Origin of the sequence: Deinococcus ficus (genome assembly GCF_003444775.1) — a bacterium.
GTDB lineage: Bacteria > Deinococcota > Deinococci > Deinococcales > Deinococcaceae > Deinococcus > Deinococcus ficus.
This window is the reverse complement of the sequence record NZ_CP021081.1, coordinates 526,884-553,637: the sequence shown is the minus strand read 5'-3', so window position 1 is coordinate 553,637 and position 26,754 is coordinate 526,884. Positions and strand designations below refer to the sequence as shown.

Annotated in this window: 35 protein-coding genes and 1 pseudogene; 8 read left to right on the top strand and 28 right to left on the bottom strand. The window is 69.4% G+C overall.

The genetic code is table 11. The features are described from left to right. Positions 1-21: 21 nt before the first annotated feature. The 12 genes and pseudogenes from DFI_RS02750 to DFI_RS02695 all read right to left on the bottom strand — a co-directional run bounded on the left by DFI_RS02750 (position 22) and on the right by DFI_RS02695 (position 8,071). Positions 22-393 carry a helix-turn-helix domain-containing protein gene (locus DFI_RS02750; protein ID WP_027463365.1) on the bottom strand — a complete coding sequence of 124 codons (372 nt, stop codon included), beginning with the start codon at positions 391-393 and terminating at the stop codon, positions 22-24. A gap of 143 nt (positions 394-536) precedes the next feature. Continuing rightward, positions 537-1,358 carry a 3-methyl-2-oxobutanoate hydroxymethyltransferase gene (panB, locus tag DFI_RS02745; RefSeq protein ID WP_027463364.1) on the bottom strand — a complete coding sequence of 274 codons (822 nt, stop codon included), beginning with the start codon at positions 1,356-1,358 and terminating at the stop codon, positions 537-539. Continuing rightward, the gene (locus tag DFI_RS02740) at positions 1,355-1,897 is read right to left on the bottom strand and encodes a hypothetical protein (protein WP_027463363.1); all 543 of its coding nucleotides are present in this window, start codon (positions 1,895-1,897) and stop codon (positions 1,355-1,357) included. Before DFI_RS02740 ends, panB begins: the two co-directional genes overlap by 4 nt. Further along, positions 1,898-2,575: a response regulator gene (locus DFI_RS02735; RefSeq protein WP_022800213.1), complete on the bottom strand. Its 678-nt coding sequence runs from the start codon at positions 2,573-2,575 to the stop codon at positions 1,898-1,900. A gap of 59 nt (positions 2,576-2,634) precedes the next feature. Further along, a complete protein-coding gene (locus DFI_RS02730) occupies positions 2,635-3,102 on the bottom strand; it encodes a Nudix hydrolase (RefSeq protein WP_027463362.1) in 468 nt (155 codons plus the stop codon). Between the two features lie 3 nt (positions 3,103-3,105). Further along, positions 3,106-3,624 (bottom strand): YfiT family bacillithiol transferase, encoded by a 519-nt coding sequence (locus DFI_RS02725; protein WP_027463387.1) that lies wholly within the window; start codon positions 3,622-3,624, stop codon positions 3,106-3,108. A gap of 66 nt (positions 3,625-3,690) precedes the next feature. Then, a pseudogene (locus DFI_RS20675) lies at positions 3,691-4,011 on the bottom strand (nucleotide pyrophosphohydrolase); the annotation flags it as partial. Between the two features lie 65 nt (positions 4,012-4,076). Further along, the gene (locus DFI_RS02715; protein ID WP_043778498.1) at positions 4,077-4,574 is read right to left on the bottom strand and encodes a DUF4384 domain-containing protein; all 498 of its coding nucleotides are present in this window, start codon (positions 4,572-4,574) and stop codon (positions 4,077-4,079) included. An 86-nt stretch (positions 4,575-4,660) separates the two neighbouring features. Further along, positions 4,661-5,935 (bottom strand): mechanosensitive ion channel family protein, encoded by a 1,275-nt coding sequence (locus tag DFI_RS02710; protein WP_027463360.1) that lies wholly within the window; start codon positions 5,933-5,935, stop codon positions 4,661-4,663. Positions 5,936-5,977: 42 nt separating this feature from the next. After that, positions 5,978-7,060, bottom strand: coding sequence for a phosphate acyltransferase PlsX (gene plsX / locus DFI_RS02705; protein ID WP_051307934.1), 1,083 nt, complete (start codon positions 7,058-7,060; stop codon positions 5,978-5,980). Next, complete coding sequence (locus DFI_RS02700) at positions 7,050-7,634, bottom strand: LabA-like NYN domain-containing protein (RefSeq protein WP_027463359.1); 585 nt, start codon at positions 7,632-7,634, stop codon at positions 7,050-7,052. Before DFI_RS02700 ends, plsX begins: the two co-directional genes overlap by 11 nt. Positions 7,635-7,744: 110 nt before the next feature. Continuing rightward, positions 7,745-8,071: a DUF309 domain-containing protein gene (locus DFI_RS02695; protein WP_027463358.1), complete on the bottom strand. Its 327-nt coding sequence runs from the start codon at positions 8,069-8,071 to the stop codon at positions 7,745-7,747. A gap of 111 nt (positions 8,072-8,182) precedes the next feature. Between DFI_RS02695 and trxA the strand changes: the two genes are divergently transcribed. Beyond that, the gene (trxA, locus tag DFI_RS02690) at positions 8,183-8,512 is read left to right on the top strand and encodes a thioredoxin (protein WP_022800222.1); all 330 of its coding nucleotides are present in this window, start codon (positions 8,183-8,185) and stop codon (positions 8,510-8,512) included. Positions 8,513-8,640: 128 nt separating this feature from the next. On the opposite strand, the gene DFI_RS02685 is transcribed toward trxA, so the two are convergent. From DFI_RS02685 to infA, 11 genes are all read right to left on the bottom strand, one after another. Next, positions 8,641-9,207 (bottom strand): RBBP9/YdeN family alpha/beta hydrolase, encoded by a 567-nt coding sequence (locus tag DFI_RS02685; RefSeq protein WP_027463357.1) that lies wholly within the window; start codon positions 9,205-9,207, stop codon positions 8,641-8,643. 11 nt (positions 9,208-9,218) lie between these two features. Then, on the bottom strand, positions 9,219-10,241 hold the full coding sequence (locus DFI_RS02680) for a phosphotransferase enzyme family protein (RefSeq protein WP_027463356.1): 1,023 nt from the start codon (positions 10,239-10,241) through the stop codon (positions 9,219-9,221). Next, positions 10,238-10,627, bottom strand: a complete 390-nt coding sequence (locus tag DFI_RS02675; RefSeq protein WP_027463355.1) for a VOC family protein — start codon at positions 10,625-10,627, stop codon at positions 10,238-10,240. The genes DFI_RS02680 and DFI_RS02675 overlap by 4 nt, the downstream gene beginning before the upstream one ends. Beyond that, positions 10,624-11,073: an SRPBCC domain-containing protein gene (locus tag DFI_RS02670; RefSeq protein ID WP_027463354.1), complete on the bottom strand. Its 450-nt coding sequence runs from the start codon at positions 11,071-11,073 to the stop codon at positions 10,624-10,626. Before DFI_RS02670 ends, DFI_RS02675 begins: the two co-directional genes overlap by 4 nt. A gap of 77 nt (positions 11,074-11,150) precedes the next feature. Beyond that, positions 11,151-11,501: a 50S ribosomal protein L17 gene (gene rplQ, locus DFI_RS02665; protein WP_022800227.1), complete on the bottom strand. Its 351-nt coding sequence runs from the start codon at positions 11,499-11,501 to the stop codon at positions 11,151-11,153. A 23-nt stretch (positions 11,502-11,524) separates the two neighbouring features. Continuing rightward, positions 11,525-12,532 (bottom strand): DNA-directed RNA polymerase subunit alpha, encoded by a 1,008-nt coding sequence (locus DFI_RS02660; protein ID WP_022800228.1) that lies wholly within the window; start codon positions 12,530-12,532, stop codon positions 11,525-11,527. A 14-nt stretch (positions 12,533-12,546) separates the two neighbouring features. After that, positions 12,547-13,167, bottom strand: a complete 621-nt coding sequence (rpsD, locus tag DFI_RS02655) for a 30S ribosomal protein S4 (protein WP_022800229.1) — start codon at positions 13,165-13,167, stop codon at positions 12,547-12,549. Between the two features lie 136 nt (positions 13,168-13,303). Beyond that, entirely contained in the window at positions 13,304-13,699 is a 396-nt protein-coding gene (rpsK, locus tag DFI_RS02650) for a 30S ribosomal protein S11 (protein ID WP_022800230.1), read from the bottom strand. A 3-nt stretch (positions 13,700-13,702) separates the two neighbouring features. Further along, positions 13,703-14,083, bottom strand: a complete 381-nt coding sequence (rpsM, locus tag DFI_RS02645; RefSeq protein WP_022800231.1) for a 30S ribosomal protein S13 — start codon at positions 14,081-14,083, stop codon at positions 13,703-13,705. Between the two features lie 2 nt (positions 14,084-14,085). Further along, positions 14,086-14,199: a 50S ribosomal protein L36 gene (rpmJ, locus tag DFI_RS02640; RefSeq protein WP_081425885.1), complete on the bottom strand. Its 114-nt coding sequence runs from the start codon at positions 14,197-14,199 to the stop codon at positions 14,086-14,088. A gap of 118 nt (positions 14,200-14,317) precedes the next feature. Next, positions 14,318-14,560 carry a translation initiation factor IF-1 gene (infA, locus tag DFI_RS02635; RefSeq protein ID WP_022800232.1) on the bottom strand — a complete coding sequence of 81 codons (243 nt, stop codon included), beginning with the start codon at positions 14,558-14,560 and terminating at the stop codon, positions 14,318-14,320. 246 nt (positions 14,561-14,806) lie between these two features. On the opposite strand from infA, the gene DFI_RS02630 reads away from it, so the two are divergent. The 5 genes from DFI_RS02630 (at position 14,807) to DFI_RS02610 (ending at position 19,454) form a co-directional block, all read left to right on the top strand. Continuing rightward, positions 14,807-15,970, top strand: coding sequence for an ABC transporter substrate-binding protein (locus DFI_RS02630; protein WP_022800233.1), 1,164 nt, complete (start codon positions 14,807-14,809; stop codon positions 15,968-15,970). Positions 15,971-16,042: 72 nt separating this feature from the next. Next, entirely contained in the window at positions 16,043-17,017 is a 975-nt protein-coding gene (locus DFI_RS02625; RefSeq protein WP_027463353.1) for a branched-chain amino acid ABC transporter permease, read from the top strand. Positions 17,018-17,023: 6 nt separating this feature from the next. Beyond that, positions 17,024-17,953, top strand: coding sequence for a branched-chain amino acid ABC transporter permease (locus DFI_RS02620; protein ID WP_027463352.1), 930 nt, complete (start codon positions 17,024-17,026; stop codon positions 17,951-17,953). Continuing rightward, positions 17,950-18,729 (top strand): ABC transporter ATP-binding protein, encoded by a 780-nt coding sequence (locus DFI_RS02615; RefSeq protein ID WP_027463351.1) that lies wholly within the window; start codon positions 17,950-17,952, stop codon positions 18,727-18,729. The genes DFI_RS02620 and DFI_RS02615 overlap by 4 nt, the downstream gene beginning before the upstream one ends. Continuing rightward, positions 18,729-19,454: an ABC transporter ATP-binding protein gene (locus tag DFI_RS02610; RefSeq protein WP_022800237.1), complete on the top strand. Its 726-nt coding sequence runs from the start codon at positions 18,729-18,731 to the stop codon at positions 19,452-19,454. Before DFI_RS02615 ends, DFI_RS02610 begins: the two co-directional genes overlap by 1 nt. Before the next feature lie 52 nt (positions 19,455-19,506). On the opposite strand, the gene mltG is transcribed toward DFI_RS02610, so the two are convergent. The 4 genes from mltG to gatB all read right to left on the bottom strand — a co-directional run bounded on the left by mltG (position 19,507) and on the right by gatB (position 23,755). Then, entirely contained in the window at positions 19,507-20,538 is a 1,032-nt protein-coding gene (mltG, locus tag DFI_RS02605; RefSeq protein WP_027463349.1) for an endolytic transglycosylase MltG, read from the bottom strand. Beyond that, on the bottom strand, positions 20,535-21,590 hold the full coding sequence (locus DFI_RS02600; RefSeq protein WP_081425883.1) for a carbohydrate kinase family protein: 1,056 nt from the start codon (positions 21,588-21,590) through the stop codon (positions 20,535-20,537). The genes mltG and DFI_RS02600 overlap by 4 nt, the downstream gene beginning before the upstream one ends. A 69-nt stretch (positions 21,591-21,659) precedes the next feature. Further along, positions 21,660-22,316: a hypothetical protein gene (locus tag DFI_RS02595; protein WP_022800240.1), complete on the bottom strand. Its 657-nt coding sequence runs from the start codon at positions 22,314-22,316 to the stop codon at positions 21,660-21,662. After that, entirely contained in the window at positions 22,313-23,755 is a 1,443-nt protein-coding gene (gene gatB / locus DFI_RS02590; protein ID WP_027463348.1) for an Asp-tRNA(Asn)/Glu-tRNA(Gln) amidotransferase subunit GatB, read from the bottom strand. The genes DFI_RS02595 and gatB overlap by 4 nt, the downstream gene beginning before the upstream one ends. A gap of 162 nt (positions 23,756-23,917) precedes the next feature. Between gatB and DFI_RS02585 the strand changes: the two genes are divergently transcribed. Then, on the top strand, positions 23,918-25,480 hold the full coding sequence (locus DFI_RS02585; RefSeq protein WP_022800242.1) for an acyl-CoA carboxylase subunit beta: 1,563 nt from the start codon (positions 23,918-23,920) through the stop codon (positions 25,478-25,480). 72 nt (positions 25,481-25,552) lie between these two features. Here the strand turns inward: DFI_RS02585 and DFI_RS02580 are convergent, their stop codons facing one another. Beyond that, positions 25,553-26,080: a CAP domain-containing protein gene (locus tag DFI_RS02580; RefSeq protein ID WP_027463347.1), complete on the bottom strand. Its 528-nt coding sequence runs from the start codon at positions 26,078-26,080 to the stop codon at positions 25,553-25,555. 160 nt (positions 26,081-26,240) lie between these two features. Between DFI_RS02580 and msrB the strand changes: the two genes are divergently transcribed. Then, positions 26,241-26,717, top strand: coding sequence for a peptide-methionine (R)-S-oxide reductase MsrB (msrB, locus tag DFI_RS02575; RefSeq protein ID WP_022800244.1), 477 nt, complete (start codon positions 26,241-26,243; stop codon positions 26,715-26,717). The last annotated feature ends 37 nt before the right edge of the window (positions 26,718-26,754 follow it).

Below are 26,754 nucleotides of genomic sequence, written 5' to 3'. Positions count from 1 at the left end.
AGGGCGGTCGCGCTTCCTGGATCAGCCAGTGCGGGCCCATTCACGCAGGTACGCGGCCACCACGTCGCTGACGTTCACGCCGTCCCGCTGCGCCTTCTCGATCTGCGCGGCCTTCTCCTCGCGGGTCATGGGGAGCCACAGGGCGATCTGCTCCTGGCCGTTCTCGATGCGAAATTCGCCGCCCAGGGCGTCGAGTCGCACGGTGCCGTTCTCGCCGGTGGCGTCGTCTGTACTGTCCTGCATCAGCCAGTTCTCAATGCGCCGCTTCAGGAAGCGCCACTCACGGCCCACCTTCCGGCCGGGAATGGCGCCGCTGCGAACGAGATGGTAGGCGGTCGTCTCACTGATCTTCAAATACGCGGCGAGATCTTCCAGGGTCATCACTTCGTCCATGTTCGGCCACCTCCTGTCAACCGGCACCAGCTTGCACCATATTATGCTAAATAGCAATAGATGGCGCAAAATGGCGACACCTAAATCCAGACAGACACAAAGGAGGCGCCGGCCCACGCCGACGCCCCCATCCCGCTCCGAGTTCAGTACAGCTTGTCCAGGACGTCATCCTTCATCACAAAACTGTTCTCCCTGGTGGGGAACGCCCGCGCCCGGACCTCCGAGGCGTACTGCGTGATCGCCTCCCGCGAGATCCGCCCCACCTCCGCGTACCGCTTCGCGATCTTCTTCTCCTCCCCCTCGTACACGCCAAGCAGGTCATGCGTGACCAGCACCTGCCCGCCGCAGTTCACGCCCGCCCCGATCCCGATGGTCGGCACCGGCAGCTTCTCCGTGATCAGCCGCGCCAGCCGCGCCGGGATGGCCTCCAGCACCACGCTGAACGCCCCCGCCTCCGCCAGCGCCAGCGCGCCGTCCAGCGTCCGGCGGGCCGACTCGTCATCCTTGCCCTGCACCCGCAGGCCCCCCTGCGCCGTCGCCGTCTGCGGCATCAGGCCCACGTGCCCCATCACGGGAATGCCATTCCGCGTCAGGACCCGCACGACCTCCACGACTTCCGGCGTGGCGCCCTCCATCTTGATCGCGTCCGCGCCCGTCTCCTGAATCACCCGCACCGCGCTGCGCATCGCGTCCGTCACGCCCGTGTGGTACGTCCCGAACGGCAGGTCCACCACCAGGAACGTGTCCGGCGCGCCCCGCCTCACCGCCCGCGCATGGTGAATCATGTCATTCAGCGTCACGGGCGCCGTGCTGTCATACCCCAGCACCACGTTGCCCAGGCTGTCCCCCACCAGGATCAGGTCCACCCCGGCCGCCTCGGCCACCTTCCCACCCGGGAAGTCGTAGGCGGTCACCATGACCAAGGGCGACTCGCTGTTCATCAGGTCCGGCACACTGCGCTTCATGAAGCGAAGGTAGCAGACGCCACAGGCCGGCCGGCTGCGGCAGCGGCCCTGTCGTCGAAGAACACGCTGAGGTGATCCGCCATGCCTATCCAGCCGGTTTCATCACGGAATTCAAGGGCCGCCACATGAATCCGCTGTCCCGAAGTGAGCTGCAGGGTAACGGCCTCAGGGTATGGCGCCCCATCAGGCTCGAACCCTGACTGCCAGGACACCATCACGGTCGTGATGACCTGACCGGTCACGTCCGCCCAGCGACTTTCCAGGGAGACGTCAGTGAAGGTGGCCGAGGAAAGCTCTTGCAGTAGTGCGTGGGAGAGCACCGCGACGTCGTACTGGGCGAAGGTCTGTCCCCAGATCAGGCCGAAGCACCGGCCGTCCTCCCCTTGAAGGTCCAGGCCGTAGTCCAAGGAGTCAAAGTTCAAGTGGGCATTCCAGCCCGGCTCGCCCGGCAGTTCGTAGTAGCGCACCGCCTGTAGTCTCAGGCCAATCAGCCGGGCGACCTGCGCCTCGTACTCCGCCAGGGTTAGCGCCTGCAGCACTTACAGGCTTTTCGGGTCGATCCAGCCGCGTTTGATGCCGTGGAGCACGGCCTCGGTGCGGCTGCCGACGCCGAGCTTGGAAAAGATGTTGGCGAGGTGCACCTGCACGGTGCGGGGGCTGATGTCCAGGTCCCGGGCGATTTCCTTGTTGGTGCGGCCGGTGGCGGCCACGCGCAGGACCTCCAGTTCGCGGGGGCTGAGGTCGTCTTCCGGGGGGGTGGGGGTGGTGTGGGTGCTGAAGCGTTCCAGGACCTTGCGGGCGACGCTGGGGTGCAGGGCGCTCTCGCCGGCGGCGACGGCGCGCACGGCGCCGAGCAGGTCGTCCTCGCTGGCGTTTTTCAGGAGGTACCCGGCGGCGCCGGCTTCCAGCAGGGCGAAGACGTAGGCGTCGTCGTCGTAGCTGGTGAGGACGAGCACGCCCACGCCGGGCTGTTCGGCCTTGATGGCGCGGGTCGCTTCGATGCCGTTCATGCCGGGCATGCTGACGTCCATCAGGATCACGTCGGGTTTCAGGGCGCGGGCCTGCGTGACGGCTTCCTCGCCGCTGCCGGCCTCGCCGATGACGCGCAGGTCACTTTCGCCTTCGAGCAGTTCACGGGTTCCCTTGCGGACGACGGGGTGGTCATCCACGAGCAGCAAGCTGATGGTGCGCAGGGTGTCCGTGTCGGCTTCGATCATGCGGTCAGCATACCCGGCGCTCCCGCGCTCCGGGGGCCGGGCTGCGGGGGCGCTGGGGGTCAGGTGTGGCCGGTTTCGCGCAACGCGTCCTCGTAGAAGAGCCGGGTGTGGTGCATGCGGATCAGCCCGGCGTCGTACAGCGCCAGGAATTCCGGGTGGGAGACGAAGCGGACCTCGGTGACCTCGTGCCCAAACTGCGGCTGGTATGTGCTGCCGGTTTGCGCTTCGGCCAGCCACGCGTGCCGGAGGACGGGCGTGCCGTCCGGGAAGTGGCCCAGGTACGCCGCGAGGAATTTCAGCAGGCGGACGCGCACGCCGGCCTCCTCCCAGGCTTCGCGGACGGCGGTGTCCTGGGGGTTCTCGCCGGGTTCCACGGTGCCGCTGGGCAGGTGCCACAGCCCCGCCTTGCCGGGCTGGGCCGTCACGCCGCGTTCCCGCACGAGCAGGATGTCGCCGGCGGCGTTCAGGAGGACCACGCCAGCCGCGCGGTCGGTGATGGGCGTGTGGAATTCCGGGCCGTACTGCACGGGCTACCAGCCGCGCTGGGCGCGCAGGGCGGTGATGTGCGCGGTGTGGTGCTGGCCGTGCCAGGCGTACATGGCGAGCAGGGAGTCCACGGTCCAGGTCTGGCCGGTGGCGGGGTGCGTCCAGGGGCGGGTCCAGTCGGTCACGCTGTCCAGCAGCGCGCTCAGGCGGGTGTGCAGCGCGCCGAGCAGGTCCAGGCTCACCCCGACCGGGAGTTGCGTGTCAGGCAGCTGCGCCCAGAGGGCCTCGTCGTACGGCTTGATGGTGGGGTTCGGCTCGGTCAGGGCGAGTTTCAGGCGCACGAAGGCGTTCAGGTGGCTGTCGGCAACGTGGTGCACGACCTGCCGGACGGTCCAGCCGCCCTCGCGGTAGGGCGTGTCGAGCTGCGCGTCGGTGAGGTCCTGCACGGCGGCGCGCAGGGCGGCGGGCAGGGCGGCCACGGCGCGGCGGGCCTCGTTCCGCTGCGCGGGCGTGAGGGACTGCACCAGGGGCATCGGGCCGAGGGGGTAGCGGGCGTCGGTCAGGGCAGGGTCTCCGGGAGGGCGGGTGAGGTCACGGACCAGGGCTGACTGCCCCTCAGCTTGCCCGTCCGGGGTCTTTTTCGTCCAGCGGTCAGCGTCGCGGCGGTCGATCTTGTCCATCATGCGGGCGAAGCCGCGTTCCAGGTTCAGGCCGCGTTCGTTCGCCATGCACAGCATCACGAACAGCAGGTCCGCGAGTTCCATCTCCAGGTCCCCGGCATCCTCGCCGGCCTTGGGGGTCTTGCCGTTCTGGTGGGCGATCACGCGGGCGATCTCGCCGGTTTCCTCGGTCAGGCGGGCCAGCATCAGCAGCGGCGGGAAGTACCCCTCCTCAAACTGGCCGATGAAGGCGTCCACCCGCTCACTCGCTTCCTGGAAGGTCAGGCTCATGGCGTTCAGGGTAAGGCCAAAGGAAAAAGGGACGCCGCGGCGTCCCCCGTTCCAGGTGATGAAGTTCAGCGGATCCAGAAGTACGTTTCCTGCACGTCGCGGTCCTGCGCGGCGTAGGAGTTCACGTAGGCGTTCGTGGCGGTGTTCCAGGTGCCGTTGTCGTACGTGCCGCGCAGCACGAGGTCGGTGGTGGGGCGCACGCGGGTGAAGATCGCGCGGACGTACTGCGTGCCGCGGGGCGGGGCGACGGTCCAGGACGCGGCGTCCTGCGCGCGGGGGAACGTGGTGGTGCCGGCAGGCACGTAGGCGTTGCGGACCAGGGTGCTGCTGTAGCCGTTGGGTTGCAGGGCGACCAGGGTGACGTACCCGGCGGCGCGGGTGCTCAGGCGGATGCGGACCTGTTCGCCCACCCAGTAGGTGCTGCCCTCGCCGCGGTCGGGGCGCAGGTCGGTGATCAGGTTGCTGCCGCTCTGCGTGAGGTACACGGCGGGGCGGGTGGTGATGGTGCAGGCGCTGAGGCCCAGAGCCAGGCCGGCCAGAAGCAGGGGTTTCACGGGGGTCATGGGGGCACTGTACCCAGCGAGCCTGACGGAACTCTGAGGCGGACGGGGAGATTTTCATTGAGCCGTCATTCAGAAGTCAGCGGGCTTCAGCTGCGGTCGTCCTCGGCGTCGCGGGTCATGCTGGGTGTGATGGGCGCCTGGGTGCGTTCCTGTTCGGGCAGCGGCGCGGCCTTCCCGGCGTCCAGGCCGGGCACGCGCCCGGGAGCGGCCGCGGCGGGCGCCGGGCTGTCCGGGCTGCCGGGCGCGCGGGCCGGGACGGGGTCGCGCACCAGCCGGATCTCCACCGGGCCGTCCCCGAAGTTCAGGTGGCGCTGCGGGCTGGGAATGCTGATGCCGGCCTGGTCCATGGCGATCTTGATGCGGCGGTTGAATTCCCGCCCGATCGCGTACTGGCTTTTCGGCTGCACCTTGAACAGGGCGCGCAGGGTCACGCCGTCCGGGGCGAGCTGCGTGACGCCCTGGATGTCCGGGGCGTCCAGGAAGAAGTGCTTCCATTCGGGGTCGGCGGCCAGTTCGTCGCTGACGGCCTTGAGGACGCGCAGGGCGTCGTTGAGGTTGGCGCTGTAGGTGACGTCCACGGTGGCGACCACCCGGGACCAGTCCTTGCTGCTCACGCTGACGGTGTTGATCTGCCCGTTGGGGATGATGTGCAGCGTGCCGTCCAGGCCGCGCAGGGCGGTCATGCGCAGGTTGAGTTTCTCGACGTTGCCGCTGAGCAGGCCGGTGTTCACGGTGATCACGTCGCCCACGCCGTACTGGTCTTCGAGCAGGATGAAAAACCCGCTGAACAGGTCCTTCACGAGGCTCTGCGCGCCGAAGCTGACCGCGAGGCCCAGCACGGACACCCCGGCGAGCAGGCTGGTGGCGTTCACGCCGAGGGACTGGATCACGGCGATCACGCTGATGATCACGATGGCGACTTTCAGGGTGCTTTCGATCACGCCCTTGAGGGTCTGCACACGCACGGTGCGGCGGTTGAACTCGTCGTCCGGGACGATGCGGTGGGCCAGGGCGCCCACGAGGTTCCAGGCGATCAAGGCGATGGCGACGACCACCAGCGTCTGCGCGGCGCTGTGCCCGAACCACGCGGCGATGCCCTGCCCGTACTCGTACAGGAACGGCAGGGCCGAGAGCTGCAGCAGGTGCGCGGCGACCGCCAGCCAGCCCACGCCGACCAGCAGCAGCCACACCCATTTCAGGCCCCAGACGAGCCGGGCCGGCAGGTGGCGTTCCAGGGAGCGCAGCAGGGTGCGCCCGAAGCGGTAGAGCGCGTACGCGACGACCAGCGTGACGGCGAGGCCCACCCACGCGCGGGGCGTCTGAATGCTCTGAAGAAACTGTTCGGTGAGCTGTTCCAGCATTCCGGTCAGTCTGCCACGCACCGCTCTGAGAACCGGAGGACGTTATCCGACGGTGCCCGGGCCGGCCTGCTCGGCGAAGGCGGCTTCCAAGCGGCTCACGAGGTCCGCCTCGTGCGCGCGGGAGGCGCGCAGCAGGGCGTTTTTCACGGCGCGCGCGTCGGATTTCCCGTGCCCGATGAAGGCCAGGCCACGCACGCCGATCAGGATGCTCGCGCCGTACGTGCTGGGGTCCAGCCGCTCGGCGAGGCTGCGCAGGCTGCCGCGCACCAGCAGGGCGCCCAGCTTGCTTTTCAGGTCGCGGGTCAGGGCGTCCTTCACCCAGCCGAACAGCACCTTGGCCTCCCCCTCGGCGAGTTTCAGCACGACGTTACCGGTGAAGCCGTCGGTGACGACGATGTCGGTGGTGTTCTTGAAGATGTCGTTGCCCTCCACGTTCCCGTGGAAGTTCAGCCGGCCCTGGCCGTGCAGTTCGCGCAGCAGGGCGTGGGTGTCCAGCACGAGCTGACTGCCCTTGTGGTCCTCCTCCCCGATGCTCAGGAGGCCCACGGTGGGGTTCTCGTGGCCCTCCAGGACCCGCAGGTACACGCTGGCAAGCTGCGCCCACTGCGCCAGGTACGCGGGGCGCACGTCGGTGTTCGCGCCGGCGTCCAGCAGGGTCGTGAAGCCCCCCTGGGCGGGCAGGTGGGTGAGGATGGCGGGGCGGTCCACGCCGCGGATGCGGCCCAGCGTGAACAGCGCCGAGGTCATGGTGGCGCCGCTGTGGCCCATGCTGACGGCCGCGGCGGCCCGGCCTTCTCTGACCAGGCGGGTGCAGACGTTGATGCTGGCCTCGGGGCGGCGGCGCACGTCGGTGGCGTGGTCGTCCATGGTGATCAGGTCCGGGGCGTCCACCACCTCGATGGGCAGGGTGCCGCTGCCGGCGTGCCGGCCGAGTTCGGCGTGCAGGCGGGTGCGTTCCCCGACCAGCAGCACCGGCACGCCGGCGCGGGCGGCCTGCACGGCGCCCTCCACGTTCGGCGCGGCGCCGTAGTCGCCGCCGACGGCGTCCAGGGCGATGGGCAGGGCGCCCCGTCTGCCGCTGCCGGCCTTCCCGGTCCGGCGGGGCGCGGGCGGGTCAGCGGTCATCCTGGTCCATGGGAGCGTTGACGTAGTAGGGCCGGCCGGTGTCGACGCGGTCGCGCTGCTCGCTGGGCAGGCGGTACCCGGGGCGTTCCACCTGGTCGCGCAGGCTGCCGAGGTCCACGTACGTGTCGGCGGCGTTGCGCAGTTCGTAGCTGGTCATCTCGGGGATGCTGGCGACCACGACGCGTTTGCCGCGGGCGCGCAGGACCTCTACGGGCCGTTCGAAGTCGCCGTCGCCGGTGAGGAGCACGGCCACGTCGTACTGCCCTTCGGTGGTGAGCAGGTCGGTGACGAGTTCGATGTCGAGGTTCGCGCGGCGGTACGTCTGGCCGCTCTCGTCGGTCGCCTCGCGCAGCGGGCGGGTGCGGACCGTGTAGCCCATGTAGGTCAGGGCGTCCGTGAAGCGCTTCTGCTTGTCGTCGATGGGGTAGGGCACGGCGGTGTAGTAAAAGGCGTTGTACAGCCGGCCCTGGGTGGCGAAGTGCTCCAGGATCTTGCGGTGGTCGAAGTTCCAGCCGAGCCGCTTGGCGGCGGCGTACACGTTGGCGCCGTCAATGAAAAGGGCAATGCGTTCCATCCGATGTCTCCTGTCGTGCTGCGGTGTCAATAGCGTCCGGGGGCGGACGGGGTACGGGCAGGATACCGGATGGCCCCTGGGGCCGGGCATCCCCCGCCGGGCGGGGCCGGTCAGGAGAGCGGGATGCGGGGGTGCCGCTCCGGATCGTGCAGGGCGGTCCACACGTCGGCGCTGAGCTGGCGCAGGTTCACGCCGCGGTACTCGTCCGGCAGGGTCTGGAGGTAGCGCTGGGCCTTGTGGTAGTTGCGGTGGGTAAGGGACCCGTGGTGCCAGCGTTTGTGCAGCGCGGCGGCCAGCAGGATCAGCGCCTGATAGAAGGCGCGCTCGTCTCCCCGGGCGGGCAGCCACAGGGCTTCCCAGGCCTCGTGGGCTTCCCACCAGTGGCCGGCGTTGAAGAGGGTCACGCCGCGGTCGAAGGCGGCCGGGGGGGTGGGCATGCTGCCCAGTCTCGCGCCTGATGTACCCCCGTGGGGTATCCTAAGGTTGGGTGAGCAAATCCCCACCTTCACCCCATCCCCCCCACCGGAGCGCAGCGTATGATCCAGACTATGAAGCCACTCGAACTCACCGACAGCACCTTCACCACCGAAACCGCCGAGGGACTCACCCTGGTGGACTTCTGGGCCCCCTGGTGCGGCCCCTGCCGCATCATCGCGCCCGTCATCGAGGAACTCGCCGGCCAGTACGAGGGCCGCGTGAAGATCGCCAAGGTCAACGTGGACGAAAACCCCATGACCCAGGGCCAGTACCGCGTCATGAGCATCCCCACCCTGATCCTCTTCAAGGACGGCCAGCCCGTCGAGGGCGTGGTCGGTGCCCAGCCCAAGCGCGCCTTCGAGGCCCTGCTCGACAAGCACCTCGCCGTCGCCGCGAACTGAAGCGGAGCGGGGCCAGCCGGAGCTGACCCACAGCAGTGAGGGGCCCTGCCGTCACGGGCAGGGCCCCTCACCACAACGTTCAAAGAGCACCCCCTCCACACGGCGGGGGTGCTCTTTTCTCGTCCTGCTCAGAAGCGGCTGATGTCCGGCGGCGTCCAGGCGTGCAGCGCCTCGGACAGCAGGATCTCCCCTTCCGGCCAGTCGCCGTGCCCGCTGTCGGTGTTGATGTGCCCGGCCTCGCCGGCCGTGATGAACTCGGCCTCCCAGGCCTCCGCGAAGGCCTGCGCCCGTTCCAGGGTCACGAAGGGGTCCGTCTCGCTGCTCACCACCAGCGCCGGGAACGGCAGCGGCCCCAGCGGCTGCGGGGCCAGCGCCGCCACGGCCGGAAAGTCCGGCAGCGGGAGGTCCACGTCGGGCGGCGCCACCAGCAGCGCGCCCCGCACGCGGGCGTGCCCGCCGGTCCGGGCGGCCCAGTGCGCCACGGTGGGCACGCCGCACGAGTGGGCCACCAGCACCAGGTCGCCGGGCGTGGCCTCGATCACCTCGTGCAGCCGCGCGGTCCAGGCGGCGGGGGTGGGGTGCTCCCAGTCGTCCTGCACCACCCGCACGCCACCGAACTTCGTTTCCCACAGGCTCTGCCAGTGCTGCGGGCCGCTGCCGCCCAGGCCGGGCACGATCACCAGTGTCGGAGTCATATCCGGCCAGCTTAGGCGCTCAGGGCCCGCCACGCCTCCAGGCGTGCAGGCAGGCGGTGCAGGGCGGGCAGCACGTGCCCCTCCAGGATGTCCAGGGTGTGGGCGGCCTCGGCGGGGCGGGTGTGGTCATGCAGGAGGAACTGCACGTCCACGGCGAGGTCCTCCAGCACGCGCCGAGCGGAGTAGAAGCACAGCGTCTCCAGGTGCAGGGGCGTGCGCGCGCCGCGGGCGGCCTCGTAGGCGGGCAGCACGCGCGGCAGGTGCTCGCCCAGCAGCGCCAGGTCGTGTTCGGGCGGGGCCAGCCGGGCCGTCTCCCAGTCGATCAGCCACAGCTGGCCCCCGGCGCCTTGCATGACGTTCCAGCCGTGCGCGTCGGTGTGGCACAGCACGTGGGGTCGCCGGGCCCGCCGCGCCGCCTGCCCGAAGCGGGCAGCCTGCTCCAGCAGGGCGTCCAGGGTGGCGTGGTGGGGGGCGAGCAGGGTCCGCAGGGCGCGCGCGCCGTCCCGGCCGCCGGGCGGCCGGGCCTGCAGGTGGTGCAGGTTCTGGGTCAGCTGGGCCCGGAAGGGCAGGGTGAAGTCCTCGGGCGGGACGGGCAGGCGGTTCAGGTGCCGGGTCACGCGGGCCGTGCCGGCGTGCAGGCGGCCCAGCAGGCCGGCGAGATCCTGCAGGGCCGCCGCCCAGTCGCCCTCCAGGGTGCGGGCATCGATCCATTCCGTGACCAGAAGCGGAAACGGGCCCACGCGGGACAGCGCCTGGCCCGAGCAGGTGAGCAGCGGGCGGGGAAGGTGCTCCAGCACGCCCTCCTGTCGCAGCGCCTGAAGCAGGGGCACCTCGGCCTGCACCCGCCGGAGCATCGCCTCGCCGTACGCGCCGCCCGGCAGGAGTTTCAGAGAGTACCGGCCGGCCGGGCCGTCGGCGCGGTAGGCGTGGGCCGTCCCGGCGTTCAGGTACGTCAGCCGGGTCAGGGGCAGGCCGTACTCGCGGTGCAGCGCGTCCAGGATGTCGGCGTGGGAAAGGCGGAGCGCGCGGCTCAAGGCAGGGTGAGCTGCCAGGACACGCCGTACCGGTCCTGAAGCCACGCGAACTGCCGGCTGAAACCGTAGTCGCCCAGCGGCATCAGGGCCGCGCCGCCCGGGAGCAGCGCATCGTGCAGGGCCTGGATGTCGGCGGCGTCCTCGCAGGTCACGTACAGGGACACGGCGGGCGTGAACGTGAACGCGTGCCGCACGCTGCTGTCCGAGAAGGCCAGCGTCTGGCCGCGCAGCCGGACGTGGGCCAGCATGACCTGCCCGGCCGCCGGGCTGCCCTCCGGGTGGCGTTGCAGGCTCAGCAGCTCGGCCGGCTGGAAGGTCTGCAGGTAGAAGTTCAGGGCCTCTTCGGCCTCGCCGTTCTGGAACATCAGGAATGGGGTGATGCTCATGCGTACATGCCCTCCCTCAGGTTGATGCCGTACTCCAGGTGCGCCTTCAGGGCGCTGAGAAACTGGGACCAGCCCATGCAGTTGCCGTACGACGCCTGGCGACCGGCGGGCGTGTCCGGCCAGCCGCGCTCGGTGATCTGCACCTGGGTGCGCCCCGGCGCGACCTCCTTCAGCTCGAAGGTCACGGTGGTCTCCCCGGCGCCCACCTCGGGCGGCACGCCCCAGCGCAGCACCAGCCGCCGCCCCGGCACGGCCTCCACCACCGTGACCGGAAAGGCGCCGGGGAATTCCCCGAAGGCCCAGGTGACGGTGGCACCGGCCTCCAGGCGGCCCTGGGCGCCGCCGGTCGTGAAGTACCGGCTCAGCTGGGCCGGGTCGGCGATCGCCTCGTGAACCTGGGGGGCGGGGCGGCTCACGATGCCGGACACGGTGAATTCAGGAGGCATGTGCCGGCAGGATAGAGCCATATGAGGCGGTAAAGCAGAACCCCCCGCCGGGGCGGGGGGCATGCAGTCGCCTGGGATCAGACGAGTTCGATCAGGGCCATGGTGACGCCGTCACCGCGGCGGGTGCCCACGCGCAGGATGCGGGTGTAACCACCGGGACGCTCGGCGTACTTGGGGGCCACTTCGTCCATGACCTTGCGCACGACGGCGACGTCGTGGATGTCCTGGGCGACGAGGCGGCGGGCGTGCAGGTCGCCGCCCTTGGCAGTGGTGATCAGTTTCTCAACGAAAGGGCGCAGCTCCTTGGCTTTCGTGAGGGTCGTCTGGATGCGGCCCTCGCGCAGCAGGGCCGTCGCCTGGGCGCGGGCCAGGGCGGTGCGGGCACTGCTGTTGCGGTTGAGCTTGCGTCCGGCTTTACCGTGGCGCATGGTGTGTCTCCTTTAATCGCAGTTCAGTCGCGCAGGGCGAGGCCGAACTGGGCAAGTTGCTGTTTGATCTCGTCGAGGCTGCGCTCGCCGATGCCGGGCACCTTTTTCAGGTCGCGGTCGGACAGGGCGCACAGCGCGTCGACGCTGTCGATTCCCTCTTCCTTGAGGCTGTGCAGCACGCGGGTGGTCAGGCCGAGGCCTTCCAGGGTCACGCGGGGGCTGTCCAGCTCGGCGGGGTAGTCGCCGGGGTTGAGGTTCACGCTGCTGGGCGTGGGGGGCAGGTCGTACACGCTGCTGCCGGCCGGCATGGGGGCGGGCGTGTACACGGGCTGCGCGTACTCGGGCGCGGCGGGCGGCAGGGCCTCGACGTTCCCGAAGACCGTCAGCTCGTCGCGGAGGATCTCCACGGCCTTGTCCAGGGCTTCCTGGGGGCCGGTCGAGCCGTCCGTCCAGAGCCGCAGGATCAGGCGGTCCAGGTCGGTCTGCTGACCCACGCGGGTGTTCTCGACGTGGTACGCGACGCGGCGCACGGGGCTGAACACGGCGTCCACGGGGATGCTGTTGATGCGGTCCTTGGTGGCGTGCTTGTCGGCGGGCACGTAGCCTTCGCCTTCTTCCACGCGCACTTCCATGACCAGTTTGCCGTCCTCGGCGAGGTTGGCGATGACCAGGTCAGGGTTGACGATCTCGGCGTCCGAGGGGACCTCGAAGGCGCCGGCGGTCACGACCCCGCTGCCCTGCGCGCGCAGGGTCAGGGTCTTGGCGCCGGGGGCGTGGAATTTCACGACCAGTTCCTTGAGGTTCAGGATCAGCTGGATGACGTCTTCCTTGACGCCGGGGATGGTGCTGAACTCGTGCAGCACGTCCTCGATGTACACGGAGGTGACCGCCGTGCCGGGGATCGAGGACATCAGGATGCGCCGGATGGGGTTCCCGATGGTGACGCCGTAACCGCGCGTGAGCGGTTCCAGGACGAACTCGCCGTAGTTGCCGTCGACGCGGGCCTTGAGTTGAGGGCGCTTTTGGTCCACTGGGGCCTCCTGGTTTAGCGCGAGTAGTACTCGATGATGAAGTTCTCGTTGATGGGCAGAGCGAGGTCTTCGCGGGCGGGGAGGCGGCTGAAGGTGCCCTTGAAGCTGTCGGCGTCCAGTTCCACCCAGGGGGCGACGCGGCGGCGCTTCTGCGCTTCCATGTTCTCCTGGATGAAGCCCATGCTGCGGCTGCCTTCGGCGACGCTGATTTCGTCACCGATCTTCACGCGGTAGCTGGGGATGTCCACTTTCTTGCCGTTCACGAAGATGTGGCCGTGACCGACGAACTGGCGCGCCTGGCGGCGGGTGCTGGCAAAGCCCATGCGGAACACGACGTTGTCCAGGCGGCGTTCCAGCAGCTGCAGGAACACGGTGCCGGTCACGCCGGGAACGTTGGTGGCTTCTTCAAAGAGGTTGCGGAACTGTTTTTCACCCATGCCGTAGAGGCGGGCGAGTTTCTGCTTTTCACGCAGTCGGACCGAGTAGTCGCTGGGGCGGCCGCGGCCGCGGCGCTGGCCGTGCTGGCCGGGCGCGTAGGGGCGCTTGTCCAGGTACTTCTGGACTTTCTCGGTTTCCGCGAGGTTGATGCCTTCGCGGCGGCTGAGTTTGGTAATGGAACCACGGAAACGACCCATGTGTTGCTCTCCTTATGCGGCGTCAGGCGTGTGCCAGGCCGGGTCTGCGGCCCTCTGGGGCCCGGTTCCTCGCTGGTGGGTGCAGCTTATGTGCCTGGCACAGCGGAACCGGGGCAGGTGGGCGCGCGCGTTGCGCTCAGGCGCGGAATTTCTTCTTGGGGCGGCAGCCGTTGTGGGGCACGGGGCTGTCGTCCATGATGCTCTTGACTTCGATGCCGGACGCCTGGATGGCGCGGATGGCCTGTTCACGGCCGGAACCCGAGCCGCGCACGATGACGTCCACGGCGCTCATGCCGAAGGAGGTCTGGGCCTTTTTCACGGCGTCGGCGGCGGCCAGCTGGGCAGCGTAGGGGGTGCCTTTCTTGCTGCCCTTGTAGCCGATGGTCCCGCCGCTGCTCCACGCGACGCTGTTGCCGTCCATGTCGGTGATGGTGACGATGGTGTTGTTGTAGCTGGCGTGCACGTAGGCACGGCCGGCGCTGATGTTGCGGCGGGCGCGGCGGGGCGCTTTGCCTTTGGTGGGTTTCGCCATGGCTTACTTCCTCGTCGCCTTCTTCTTCCCGGCAACGGTCTTCTTCGGGCCTTTGCGGGTGCGGGCGTTGGTCTTGGTGCGCTGGCCGCGCACGGGCAGGCCGCGGCGGTGACGCAGGCCGCGGTAGGCGCCGATGTCCATCAGGCGCTTGATGTTCTGGCCGACTTCGCTGCGCAGGTCGCCTTCGACCTTGTAGGTCTTCTCGACGGCTTCACGCAGGGTGCTCTGTTCCGCTTCGGTCAGGGCCTTCACGCGGGTGTCGGGGTTGATGCCGGTCCGGGCGAGAATTTCCTTGCTGCGGGTCAGGCCGATGCCGTAAATGTAGGTCAGGCCGATTTCAATGCGCTTTTCGCGCGGCAGGTCAACACCAGCAATACGCGCCATGATTAACCCTGCCTCTGCTTGTGCTTGACGTTGGAGCAAATGATCAGCACGCGCCCATGGCGGCGGATCACTTTGCAGTTGTCGCACATCTTCTTGACACTGCTACGAACCTTCATTGCTTCCTCCTCGCGCCGCCTTCCAGCCAGACTGCCCATCGTGGAGTCTTTCCTGGCAGCGCTCGACCCCCCGCCCACCTTGGCGGGTGGGGAATCTGTTGGGTACCGGGGTCAGGGATTACCTGCGGTAGACGATGCGCCCACGAGTGGTGTCGTAGGGGCTGATTTCCAGAACCACGCGGTCACCGGGCAGGATGCGGATGTAGTGAATACGCATCTTTCCGCTGATGTAGGCCAGAATGTCGTGCCCGGTGTCCAGCTTCACGCGGAACGTGGTGTTCGGCAGCGCCTCTTCCACGACCCCTTCGGCCCGGACGGCGTCGGACTCGTCTTTCTTCTTCTTTTCCCGCTGTTCCGGCATCTTTCGTCTCGCCACGCAACCTCCTGGCCTGATACAAGCCAAACGCAAAGGTACCATGAAGTTAAAAGCCAGCACAAGTGCGCGGTCCTGGTCGGGCCCGCCGGTCGGCCCGACACTTGTCTAGGAACAGGTGCCTGACAGGGCGGGCGCCCCTTGCGGTTCTCTTGACTTCGCCCTCACCCGCTCCCATAGTGTCCGCACCACACAGCACGACGACCGGCTTCCCCGAGAAGCCAGGGAGGGCATATGAAACGGATCACCCAGGGAGCCGCCCTGATCACCGCCGGCCTGATCACCATCGCCGCCGCCCAGAAGGTCACCACGCCCACCATCGGCATCGCCCTGGCCCAGACCGGGAACGTCGCCCTGCTGGGGCAGGAGCAGGTCATCGGCGCGAAATTCGCCGAGAAGTACCTCAACGCCCGCGGCGGCATCAACGGCACGCCCTTCAAGCTGGTGTTCCAGGACGCCGGCGGCGACGAGAACGGCGCCATCAACGCCTTCCAGAACCTGATCAACAAGGACAAGGTCGTCGGGATCGTCGGCCCCACCCTCTCCCAGCAGGCCTTCGCGGCCGACCCCATCGCCGAGCGCGCCAAGATTCCCGTCCTGGGGCCCAGCAACACCGCCAAGGGCATCCCGGAGATCGGCGACTTCATCGCGCGGGTGTCGGCCCCCATCGCCGTGGTCGCCCCGAACGCCGTGAAGCAGGCCCTGAAGCTGGACCCCAAGATCAAGAAGGTCGCCGTTCTGTACGCCCAGAACGACGCGTTTTCCGTGTCCGAGACCGGCACCTTCCAGGAGACCGCCAAGGCCCAGGGCCTGAGCGTGACCACCGTGCAGAAGTTCCAGACCACCGACACCGACTTCACCACCCAGGTCACCGCCGTGCTGAACAGCGACGCGGACCTCGCCATCATCAGCGGCCTGGCGGCCGACGGTGGGAACCTCGTCAAGCAGCTGCGCCAGCTGGGCTTCAAGGGCCTGATCGTGGGCGGCAACGGCCTGAACACCAGCAACATGTTCCCCGTGTGCCAGAAACTGTGCGACGGCGTGATCATCGCCCAGGCCTACAGCCCCGCGCAGCCCAGTGCCGCCAACCAGGTGTTCGTCAAGGACTACCGCGCGCAGTACAAGAAAGATCCGCCCCAGTTCGCCGCGCAGGCCTACGCCGGCGTGCAGGTCATGGTGGAGGCCCTGCGGGCCATCGACCGCAAGAAGAAACTGAACACCTGGGACCTTGACGACCTGCGCGTCGCGCTGAACAAGCAGATCCTGGTCGGCAAGTACAAGACGCCGCTGGGCGACATCAGCTTTGACAAGGAAGGCGAGGTCATCCAGAAGGACTTCTACGTGGCGCAGATCAAGATGAAAGACGCCAAGAACGGCAGCTTCGTGTACCTGAAGTAAGCACCGTGCACGCCGGGGCCGTCAGCAGCATGACCCGCTGACGGCCCCCTTCTGAGCCGCAAGGAGGCCGCCGTGGAACTCAGTCAACTCGTTCAGAACCTGATGAACGGCCTGGCGATCGGCAGCGTGTACGCGATCTTCGCACTCGGGTACACGCTGGTCTTCTCGATCCTGGGCATCATCAACTTCGCGCACGGCGCCGTGTTCACGCTCGGCGCGTACTTCACCTACACTCTGGTCGTCGGGCAGTTTGAGAACAACGGCCTGCTCAAGGGCATCAACCTCTTCCCGGACGGCTCGCCGCTCTCCGGGAATCCGGTCGTGTTCGGGCTCGCCACCTTGATCGGGGCGGCCCTGGCCGGGCTGGTCGCGGTGGTCATCGAGCGCCTCGCGTTCCGGCCCATGCGCGCCCGCGGCGCCGACCCGCTGCTCGCGCTGGTCAGCAGCCTGGGCGTGGCGCTGGTCATCGTGAACCTGATCCAGCTGCTGGTGGGCGCGGAGATCTACAACTTCCCCAGCAACGCCTACGGCGAGTTCCGCCCGGCCCTGACCCTGAACATCGGGGAGAAGGTCGTGGTGATCCGCACCGTGCAGGTCATCATCTTCCTGGTCAGCCTGGTCATGCTGGCCCTGCTGGGGTACGTGATCGGCCGCACCAAGATCGGCAAGGCTCTGCGCGCCGTGGCCGAGAACCCCGGCACCGCCAGCCTGCTGGGCATCAGCGTGGACCGCTTCATCCTGATCACGTTCTTCCTGTCGGGCTTCCTGGGCGGGCTGGCCGGCACGCTGGTCGGCACGGCCTTCGGCGTGGCCGGCCCGTACTTCGGCGTGACCTACGGCCTCAAGGGCCTCGCGGTGATCGTGCTGGGCGGCCTGGGCAGCATCCCGGGCGCGGTGCTGGGGGGCCTGGTGATCGGCCTGGCCGAAGCCTTCGTGCCCGCCGACTACAGCGCATACAAGGACGTGGTGGCGTTCGCGCTGCTGTTCGTGATCCTGCTCGTGCGCCCGCAGGGCCTGCTGGGCAAAGCGGCCATTCAGAAGGTGTAACTGACCATGGGCGACTTCATCTCCACCTACGGCTTCCTGATCGTGACGATGGTCCAGGCGGGCCTGCTGGGCCTGAGCCTGTACTTTCCCCTGCAGGCCGGGCAGCTCAGCCTCGCCACGCCCGGCTTCTACGCGCTGGGCGGGTACACGGCCGCGATCCTGCTCACCAACCCCTCCTTCGCCGGCCTGCGCGACACGCTGGGCAACGGCATGTTCGTGCTGACCTGGCTCGTCGCGGCCGCCCTCTCGGCACTGCTGGGCCTGGCGGTGGGCATCCCGGCGCTGCGGCTGCGCGGCATCTACCTGGCGCTGGCGACCATCGCCTTCGTGGAGATCCTGCGCGTGCTGGCCCTGAACCTCACCATCACCGGCGGCGCCATCGGGATCTTCAACGTGCCGCAGCCGTTCGGATTCGAGGACCGCGGGCAGTTCATCTGGCTGTTCGGGCCCATGCTGCTGCTCACGCTGCTGTTCGCCCGTCAGCTCGAACGCAGCCGGGTGGGCCGCGCGCTGCGCGCCATCCGCGAGGACGAACTGGCCGCCGACGCCATGGGCGTGAACCCCACCCGCTACAAGGTCCTGGCCTTCGTGATCGGCGCGGTCCTGGCCGGCATCGTGGGCGCCATGAGCGCGCCGCTGCTGAGTTCCTGGAACGCCCGGCAGGGCACCTTCGACGCCAGCATCGCCGTGCTGGCCTTCGTGCTGATCGGCGGCAGCCGCAACGTGTGGGGACCGGTGGTGGGCGGGGCGCTGCTCACCGCAGTGCCCGAACTGCTGCGCTTCCTCGCCGACTGGCGGCTGGTCATCAACGGCCTGGTGCTGGTCGTGGCGAGCCTGTACCTGCCGCAGGGCATCGTGGGCGCCCTGGAACGCCTGCGCCGCCCCGCGCCCCCGCAGCGGCCCGCCGACCTGCCCCGCCCGGAGGTGAAGGCATGACGGCCGCCGTGACGCCCGGCCCGGTGGTGCTGGAGGCCCGCAACATGACCCGCCGCTTCGGGGGGCTGATCGCCGTGAACAACGTGAGCTTCGACGTGCACGAGGGCGAGATCTTCGGATTGATCGGCCCGAACGGCGCGGGCAAGACCACGCTGTTCAACCTGATGACCGGCCTCACCCCGCCCAGCAGCGGCACCCTCAGCTACCGCGGGCAGACCGTGACGGGCCTCGCGCCGCACCGCATCGCGGGTCTGGGCCTGAGCCGCACCTTTCAGAACATCCGCCTGTTCCGCGGCCTGAGCGCCCTGGAGAACGTCAAGATCGCCCAGCACGTCCGCACCCACGCCGGGCTGGTGCAGGGCGTGCTGGGCCGCGCGCACGCCGAGGAACGCCACGTGGAGCGCCGCGCCTGGGAACTGCTGGACCTCGTCGGCCTGGACGGCCGCGCCGGGGAGCTCGCCGCGAACTTCAGCTACGGCGACCAGCGCCGCCTGGAGATCGCCCGGGCCCTGGCGACCGAACCGCGCGTGCTGCTGCTGGACGAACCGGCCGCCGGCATGAACACCAGCGAGAAAGGCCAGCTCACCGCATTCATCCGCGAGGTCCGCGACCGCTTCGACCTGACCGTGCTGGTGATCGAACACCACGTGCCGCTGGTCATGAACCTGTGCGACCGGGTGGCCGTGCTGAACTTCGGGGAGCTGATCGCCGTGGGCGACCCGGCCGCCGTGCAGCGCGACCCGAAGGTGATCGAAGCGTACCTGGGAGGAGAATGATGACGGGAACCGGGACGCCCCTGCTGGAACTCACGGACCTGAGCGTGAACTACGGCGCCATCCAGGCTGTGCGCGGCCTCACCCTGCACGTGCAAGAGGGCGAGGTCGTGACCCTGATCGGCGCGAACGGCGCCGGCAAGACCACCACCCTGCGCGCCGTGAGCCGCGTGCTGCGGCCCGTGGCGGGCACGGTCCGCTTCGCCGGGCGGGACATCACCCGCCTGCCGCCGGACGAAGCGGTGAAACTCGGCATCGCGCAGAGCCCGGAAGGGCGGCAGGTGCTGGCCCGCCAGAGCGTGCAGGACAACCTGGAACTCGGCGCGTACACCCGCCGGGACGCGGCCGGCGTGCGGCAGGACATCACCCGGATGTACGAGCGCTTCCCCCGCCTCGGGGAGCGCCGCGCGCAGCTGGCCGGCACGCTCTCCGGCGGGGAGCAGCAGATGCTCGCCATCGCCCGCGCCATGATGAGCCGCCCCCGGCTGCTGCTGCTGGACGAACCCAGCCTGGGGCTCGCGCCGATCATCGTGCGGGAGATCTTCAGCATCATCCGCGAGCTGAACGAGCAGGGCACCACCATCCTGCTGGTCGAGCAGAACGCGCGCCTCGCCATGCAGAGCAGCCACCGCACGTATGTGCTGGAGGCCGGGCAGATGACCTTCCACGGGGACAGCCCGGAGCTGCTGAACGACGAGCGCGTGCTGCACGCCTACCTGGGCGGGTAAGCCCACAAGGAGGCCCGCCCCGGGATGATCGGGGCGGGCCTCCACGCTGTGCTCAGCGGTGCCGTTCGTTGTCGCGCAGGTGCTCGGCGAAGGTGTGGTTCACGTAGATCTTCCCGTCGCGGGCGTGCAGGAAGTACAGGGCGTCCCGGCCGTCAGCCAGCTGGCGTTTGGCGTTCAGGACGCTCTGCAGCGCGGCCCGGCCGGGGTTGTTGATGGGCGCGGTGGGCAGGCCCATGCGGGTGTAGGTGTTGTAGGGCGTGTCCACCTTGAAGTCCCCGGCGGGGCGGTCGAGTTCCGGAAGGTCCTTGCCCAGGCCGTACGCGACGGTGGGGTCGCTGCCCAGCGCGATGCCGTCACGCAGGCGGTTCAGGAACACGCCGGCCACCACGGGCATCTCGGCGTCGTTGGCGGCCTCGGCCTGCACCATGCTCGCCAGGATCACCCAGTCGCGCACGCTCAGGCCCAGCGCCCTGGCGCGGGCGGTGTCGCCGGGCGTGAATTCCTCCTCCATGCGCGCCACGAGGCGCCTGACGATCGTCTGCGCGCTGTCCTTGGGGCGGAAGTCGTACGTGGCGGGGAACACGAAGCCCTCCAGGTTCTTCTGCCGGCCCTGCGCGTGCGGGCTGAGGCTGGCGTCGTTCAGCGCCGCCGCAACGGCCTGGGCGTCGAACCCGGCCTTCTGGAAGATCGCCGGGAGGTCCTTGACGCGCCGGCCCTCGGGGATGGTCACGTTCACCACCGGAATGCGCGCCGGGCCGGCCAGCGTGTCCGCGATCTCCTGCGCGCTCATGCTGCCCTTGAGGTCGTACATGCCCTCCTTGAGCTTGGAGGCCGCGCCGTTCTGCGTCATCAGGTAACGCAGCACCCGGGCGTTTTTCACCACGCCCTGCGCTTCCAGGGTGCGGGCCACGCCGGCCACGGTGTCCCCGGGCTTGACCTCCAGGGTGTACGCCCCGCCGCCGGCCGGGCCGAACAGGCTGCGCACGTACCACGCCGCGCCCCCGGCCGCCAGCAGCAGCAGCACGAGCAGGGCCAGCAGGCCCTTCACCCAGCCGGGCATTCCCCGGCCCTGCAGGCGGGTCATGCCGGGCCTTCCTGGGCGGCGAGCAGGTCAGGGTCGGAGGTCCGGCGGGCAGCGAGCTGGGTCATGGCGTCCTTGTCGATCAGCTGGGAGGGCGTCAGGGCGCGGCCCGCGTGGGCGGCACCCAGGCGGGCAGCGAGGTCCGCGTCGGCGGGCGGGCGCGCTCCGAAGCGCGACACCACCCACCCGCCGGCCTGCACGGCCAGCTGCGCGGCGCGCCCGGCGTCCCCGTGTGCCAGCCAGCCGGCCAGGAAGGCGCCGCCGAAGGCGTCCCCGGCGCCGGTGGCGTCCACCAGGCGGTCGTGCGTGGCGGCGACGTGCAGGCGGGGCGTTTCAGGCCCCTCGATCAGGGCGCCGTCGGCGTCCATCTTCAGGACCACCAGAGCGTGCGGGTACCGGTCGCGCAGCCAGTCCAGGCTGCGGTCCGGCTGGCGTTTGCCGCTCATGGCGCGGGCCTCGTCGTCGTTCGGGAACAGCACGTCGAAGGGCACGTCGTCCACGATCTTCAGGAAGTGGTCGCGGCCCATCTGCTGAATCATCTGGAAACTGCCGGGGTCCAGGCTGAGGGTGGCGCCGCCGGCCTTGGCGACCTGGGCGGCTTCCAGCGCGGCGGCGCGGGGCGGATCGCGGAAGAGACTCCAGGCGGTGAGGTGCAGGTGCCGCGCCCCGGCCAGCAGGTCGCGCGGCAGGTCCTCGGGCAGCAGTTCCCAGTCGGCGCCCTGCCCGGTGAGCATGGAGCGCTGCCCCAGCCGGTCGATCAGCGCCAGGATCACGCCGGTGGGGTGCTCGGCGCTGCTCACCGTGCGGGCCTCGACCCCCTCGGCTTCCAGTTCGGCGGTGGCAATCTCCCCGAAGCGGTCCTGGCCGACCTTCCCGACGAACGCCGCCGGGTGCCCGGCGCGGCGCGCCCACACGGCCAGGTTCGCGGCGCTGCCGCCGCCGGACAGTTCCAAGCGGCCGGTGGTGTCGCCGCCGGGCATCAGCATGGTGTCCGGTTTGGCCAGGACGTCCCAGGCGAGGTCGCCCAGGGAGACAAGTGTCGGGTGCTTCGGCATGCTGGGGCAGAGGATACCCTGAAAGGCCAGGGGCGCTGAATCCACCGAAGGATGAAGGTGGGCGGGGCTTCAGTCCGCGTCGGGGGGGGTGCCCGCCCCGGCCCGCACGGCCTGAAAGGCCAGCAGGGTCGCCGCGACGTCCAGCGCGGCGCCGGCGCCGTACGCCAGGGCGTCCGTGAGGCCGGGGGCCGTGCTGAAGCCGGGCAGCGGCACGAGGTTCGCCACGCCCATCCCCAGGCTCAGGGCGGCGGCGACGTTCAGCCAGTCGGTCAGCCGGGTGCGCGCCGACTGGCTGGCGGGGTCCAGGGTCAGGCGCAGCAGGCTGCCGTACACGGCGTTCCCCGCCAGGATGGACGCCGCCCACAGCGTGAGCAGCGCCGTGAGGCCCAGCGCGCTCGCCTCGGGCGCGCCGCCGCCCAGCACGGCCAGCAGCACCGCCAGCCAGGACGCGCCGCGCAGCGCGGTCAGCCACGGGTACAGCAGCGCCAGGGACCGCCAGGTGCCGTCGGTGTCCGGGACCGCCTGCCCGCGCAGGACCCGGCCCAGCAGGGCGGTCCACCACCACAGCACCACGCCGGCCAGCGCCGTTTCCACCACGCCCAGCCACACGAACACCCCGCGGCCGGTCGCGGCGGCGTACGCGCTGAGCAGGAACAGCGAGGCGACCTGCGCGGCCAGGGCCGCCAGGGCCGGGGCGCGCCAGGGGTTGCCGGGCGGGAGGGTCACAGGCCCAGTTTGGCCTGCAGGCGTTCGCGCACGACCTCGGGTTTCGCCTGCCCGCCCATGGCCTTCATGACCGGGCCGAACAGGGCGTTCATGGCCTTGGCATTCCCGGCGCGGACCTTCTCCACGGTCGCCGGGTCGGCCTGCATGGCCGCGTCGATGGCCGCGTCGATGGCGGCCGTGTCGGTGACCACGCTCAGGCCGCGGTCCTGCACGAGCTGCGCCGGGTCGTGGCCCTGCATGACGTCCGGAAGGAGGTCCTTGGCGATCTTCCCGCTGATGGTGCCCGCATCGATCAGGCGGACCAGGGCGGCCAGATGCGCGGGCCGCAGCGGCGAGGCGTCCAGGGCGGTGCCCTGCGCGGCGAGGTGCCCGGACACGTCCGTGAGCAGCCAGTTGGCGAGCTTCTGGGCATCGACCGGCTGGGCGTCCGCACCTTCGCGCAGCGCCGCGTCGTAGAAGCGCGACAGGGGCACGCTGTGGCTCAGGGTCTGCGCGTCTGCGGCCCGCACGCCCGCCGCAAGGTACCGCTCGCGCTTGTACTCGGGCAGTTCCGGCATGCGCGCGCGCACCGCCGCGATCCACTCCGGGGTGATGTCCAGGGGCGGCAGGTCCGGTTCCGGGAAGTAGCGGTAATCGGCCTCTCCTTCCTTGGTGCGCATCAGGAAGGTCCGCTGCCCGCCCTCGTCCCAGCCCAGGGTGTCCTGCGTGATGCGGCCCCCGGCGTCCAGCACCTTCGCCTGCCGGGCCGCCTCGAACGCAATGGCGCGCTCCACGCTGCGGAAGGAGTTGAGGTTCTTCACCTCGACCTTGGTGCCCCAGGGTTGGCCGTCCTTGTGGATGCTGATGTTCACGTCGCAGCGCATCTTGCCTTCCTCGGGTGCGGCATCCGACACGCCCAGCGCCTGCGCGATGGCCTGCACGCTCTCCAGGAATGCCCGGGCCTGCTCCGGGGACTGGATGTCGGCCTCCGTGACCATTTCCAGCAGGCTGCTGCCGGCGCGGTTCAGGTCCAGCAGGCTGTACGGGGCGTACGTGGGGTGCGTAAGTTTCCCGGCGTCGTCCTCCAGGTGCGCGCGCTTGATGCGGATACGGCCCCCCGTTCCATCCGGCAGGGGCACATCCAGGTGCCCGTCCCGGGCGATGGGCCGGTCGTACTGAGACAGCTGGAAGTTCTTCGGGGCGTCCGGGTAGAAGTAGTTCTTGCGGTGAAACTGCGTGAAGCCGCTCACGTCGCAGTGCAGCGCGAGGCCGAACATCATGGCGAGCTCCACCGCCGCGCGGTTCAGGGTGGGCAGCGCGCCCGGCAGGCCCAGCGTGAACGGGTCGGTGAAGGTGTTGGGGCCCTCGCCGTGGTACTCCTGCGGGCAGGGGCTGAAGATCTTCGACCGGGTCTTGAGTTGCAGGTGAACTTCCAGGCCGATGACCGCGCGGTAGGACATGCCCGGCAGGATAGCGCCCGGCCCCCACCCCGCCCCGGCCTCTCCCCTATGCGCCTGACCCGGGCGCGGGGGCCAGGGCCAATCCTGCCAGACTGGACACCGGCCCTCCAGGCGCGTCCGAGCGGCGCAAAACGTCCCGGTGGATTTGGCTACATTAACGGCATGACACAACCCGCCCTGGAGTTGCAGGAACTCATCGCCAAGATGGAGCAAAAACGCGCCTACGTGGAGGCGGGCGGCGGCCCGGAGCGCGTGAGGAAACAGCACGAGGGCGGCAAGCTCACCGCCCGCGAACGCATCGACAAACTCCTGGACCCCGGCAGCTTCCTGGAGATGAGCACCTTCGTGCAGCACGCCCGCAACCGCCTGATGGACGGCGTGGAATCCCCCGGCGAGGGCGTGGTGACGGGCTCCGGCACCGTCAACGGCCGGCAGGTGTTCGTGTTCTCGCAGGACTTCACGGTGCTGGGGGGCAGTCTGGGCAAACGCAACGCCATGAAGGTCACGAAGATCATGGACCTGGCCGCCAAGACCGGCTGCCCCGTGATCGGCCTGAACGACAGTGCCGGCGCGCGCATCCAGGAGGGCGTGGACAGCCTCTCCGGGTACGGGGAGATCTTCTACCGCAACAGCATCTACTCCGGCGCGGTACCGCAGATCAGCGCGATCCTGGGCCCCTGCGCGGGCGGCGCGGTGTACAGCCCGGCCATGACCGACTTCATCCTGATGAGCAAGGACACCAGTTACATGTTCATCACCGGGCCGGACGTCATCAAGACCGTCACCCGCGAGGAAGTCAGCTTTGATCAGCTCGGCGGCGCGGACGTTCACACCCGCAGGAGTGGCGTGGCGCACCTTGCCCTGGACGGCGACGAGGCCGTCATCCAGGGCGTGAAGGACCTGCTCGGGTACCTCCCGCAGAACGCGCGGGAAAAAGCGCCCCGCGTAGAGTGCACCGACCCCGTGGACCGCCGCAACGACAAGCTGCTCAGCGTGATCACGCCCGACCAGCGCCGCGCGTACGACATGCACGAGGTCATCCGCGACCTCGTGGACGACGGCGAATTCATGGAAATCCAGCCGGACTGGGCGAAGAACATCGTGGTGGGCTTCGCACGGCTCAACGGCCAGAGCATCGGGATCGTCGCAAACAACCCCAAGAACATGGGCGGGTCCCTGAACATCGACTCGTCCGACAAGGCCGCACGGTTCATCCGCACCTGCGACTGCTACAACGTGCCGATCCTGACCCTGGTGGACGTCAGCGGCTTCCTGCCGGGCGTGCAGCAGGAGTACGGCGGGATCATCCGGCACGGCGCCAAGATGCTCTTCGCGTACGCCGAGGCGACCGTGCCCAAGGTCACCCTGATCTGCCGCAAGAGTTACGGCGGGGCGTACCTCGCCATGAACAGCCGCGACATGGGCGCCGACGCCGTGTACGCCTGGCCCACCGCTACGGTCGCCGTGATGGGCGCCGAGGGGGCGGCGAACATCGTGTACCGCAAGGAGATCAAGGAAGCCGAGAACCCGGCCGCCAAACGGGCTGAACTCGTCGCCGAGTATAAGGAAACCTTCGACAACCCGTACATCGCCGCCGCGAAGGGGTACATCGACGACGTGATCGCCATCGAGGACACCCGCCGCATCCTGATTCAGACCTTCGAGATGCTGGCCGACAAGGAAGAGGTCCGCCCGTACAAGAAGCACGACAACATCCCGCTGTAAGCGCACCTGAGCCCGGCCCGGTGACTGCGTGTCCACGGGCCGGGCTTGATGTTTCCGGCTGCGGAAGGGGGCTCAGTGGCGGGTGCCGAAGTTCTGCACCCAGTAGTGCCCGTACCTGCTGCCCCCCGCGTAGGCGTACCCCACGCCCAGGTCCTTCAGGCCCGGAGCCATGATGTTCGCGCAGTGCCCGGGGCTGCGCAGCCAGCCGGCCACGACCTCCTCCGGGCTGGTCTGTCCGGCGGCGATGTTCTCCGCGACCTGCCGCCAGACGTACCCGGTGGCGGTCACGCGGTCGGCAGCGGTGCCGCCCTCGGGGCTGGTGTGGCTGAAGTAGTTCCGGGCGGCCATGTCGGCGGCGTGGGCCTGCGCGGCCTGCTCCAGCTGGGCACTGTACGTCAGGGGGGTGGTGGCGGCGTAGGCGTCCGTGCCGCAGGTGCGGGCCTGGGCGCGGGCGGTGTTGGTGAGGGCCAGCACCCGCGCCGCGAACGTGCCCCCGGGCGTGGGCGCCGGTGGAGTGGGTGCCGGGGCAGGCGCACCCGGCCCGCAGGCGGCGAGGAGCAGGGGAAGCAGAAGCAGGGAGGCGCGGGCGACTCGGTTCATCCTGGCTTTATTTAACGGGGTGTTCCTGTGAGCCGCCCACCGATCGGCACCTGCGGGCTCATGAAGCGGGCAGGGCCGCGGGCGCTCACGGGCGCTTCATGGGGTGAGTTTCTGGTCTGGCGCACGGTTCCGGGCCGGGCGCCGTCCGTACACTGCCGGCATGACCCGACCTGACACGGCCCCGTTCACGCCCGGCTCCTTCCAGAAACCCTCCGACACGGAACTCCGGGAGAAGCTGACGCCCATGCAGTACCAGGTCACGCAGCACGAGGGCACCGAGCGGGCCTTCACGGGCGAGTTCTGGGACCACACCGAGGAGGGCATCTACGTGGACGTGGTGAGCGGCGAACCGCTGTTCTCCAGCCTGGACAAGTACGACGCCGGGTGCGGCTGGCCCAGCTTCACGCGGCCCATCCCGGACGTGACCCTGCAGGAGAACACGGATTACAAGATCGGGTACGCCCGCACCGAGGTGAGGTCGCAGGTGGCAGACTCGCACCTGGGGCACGTCTTCCCGGATGGTCCCCGCGATCAGGGCGGGCTGCGGTACTGCATCAACTCGGCGGCGCTGCGCTTCGTGCCGGTCAGTGAACTGGAAGCTCAGGGGTACGGCGCGTACCGTCGCCTCTTCCAGTAAGTCCGGCCGAGCAGGAAAACGCGCCGCATGTCCAGTG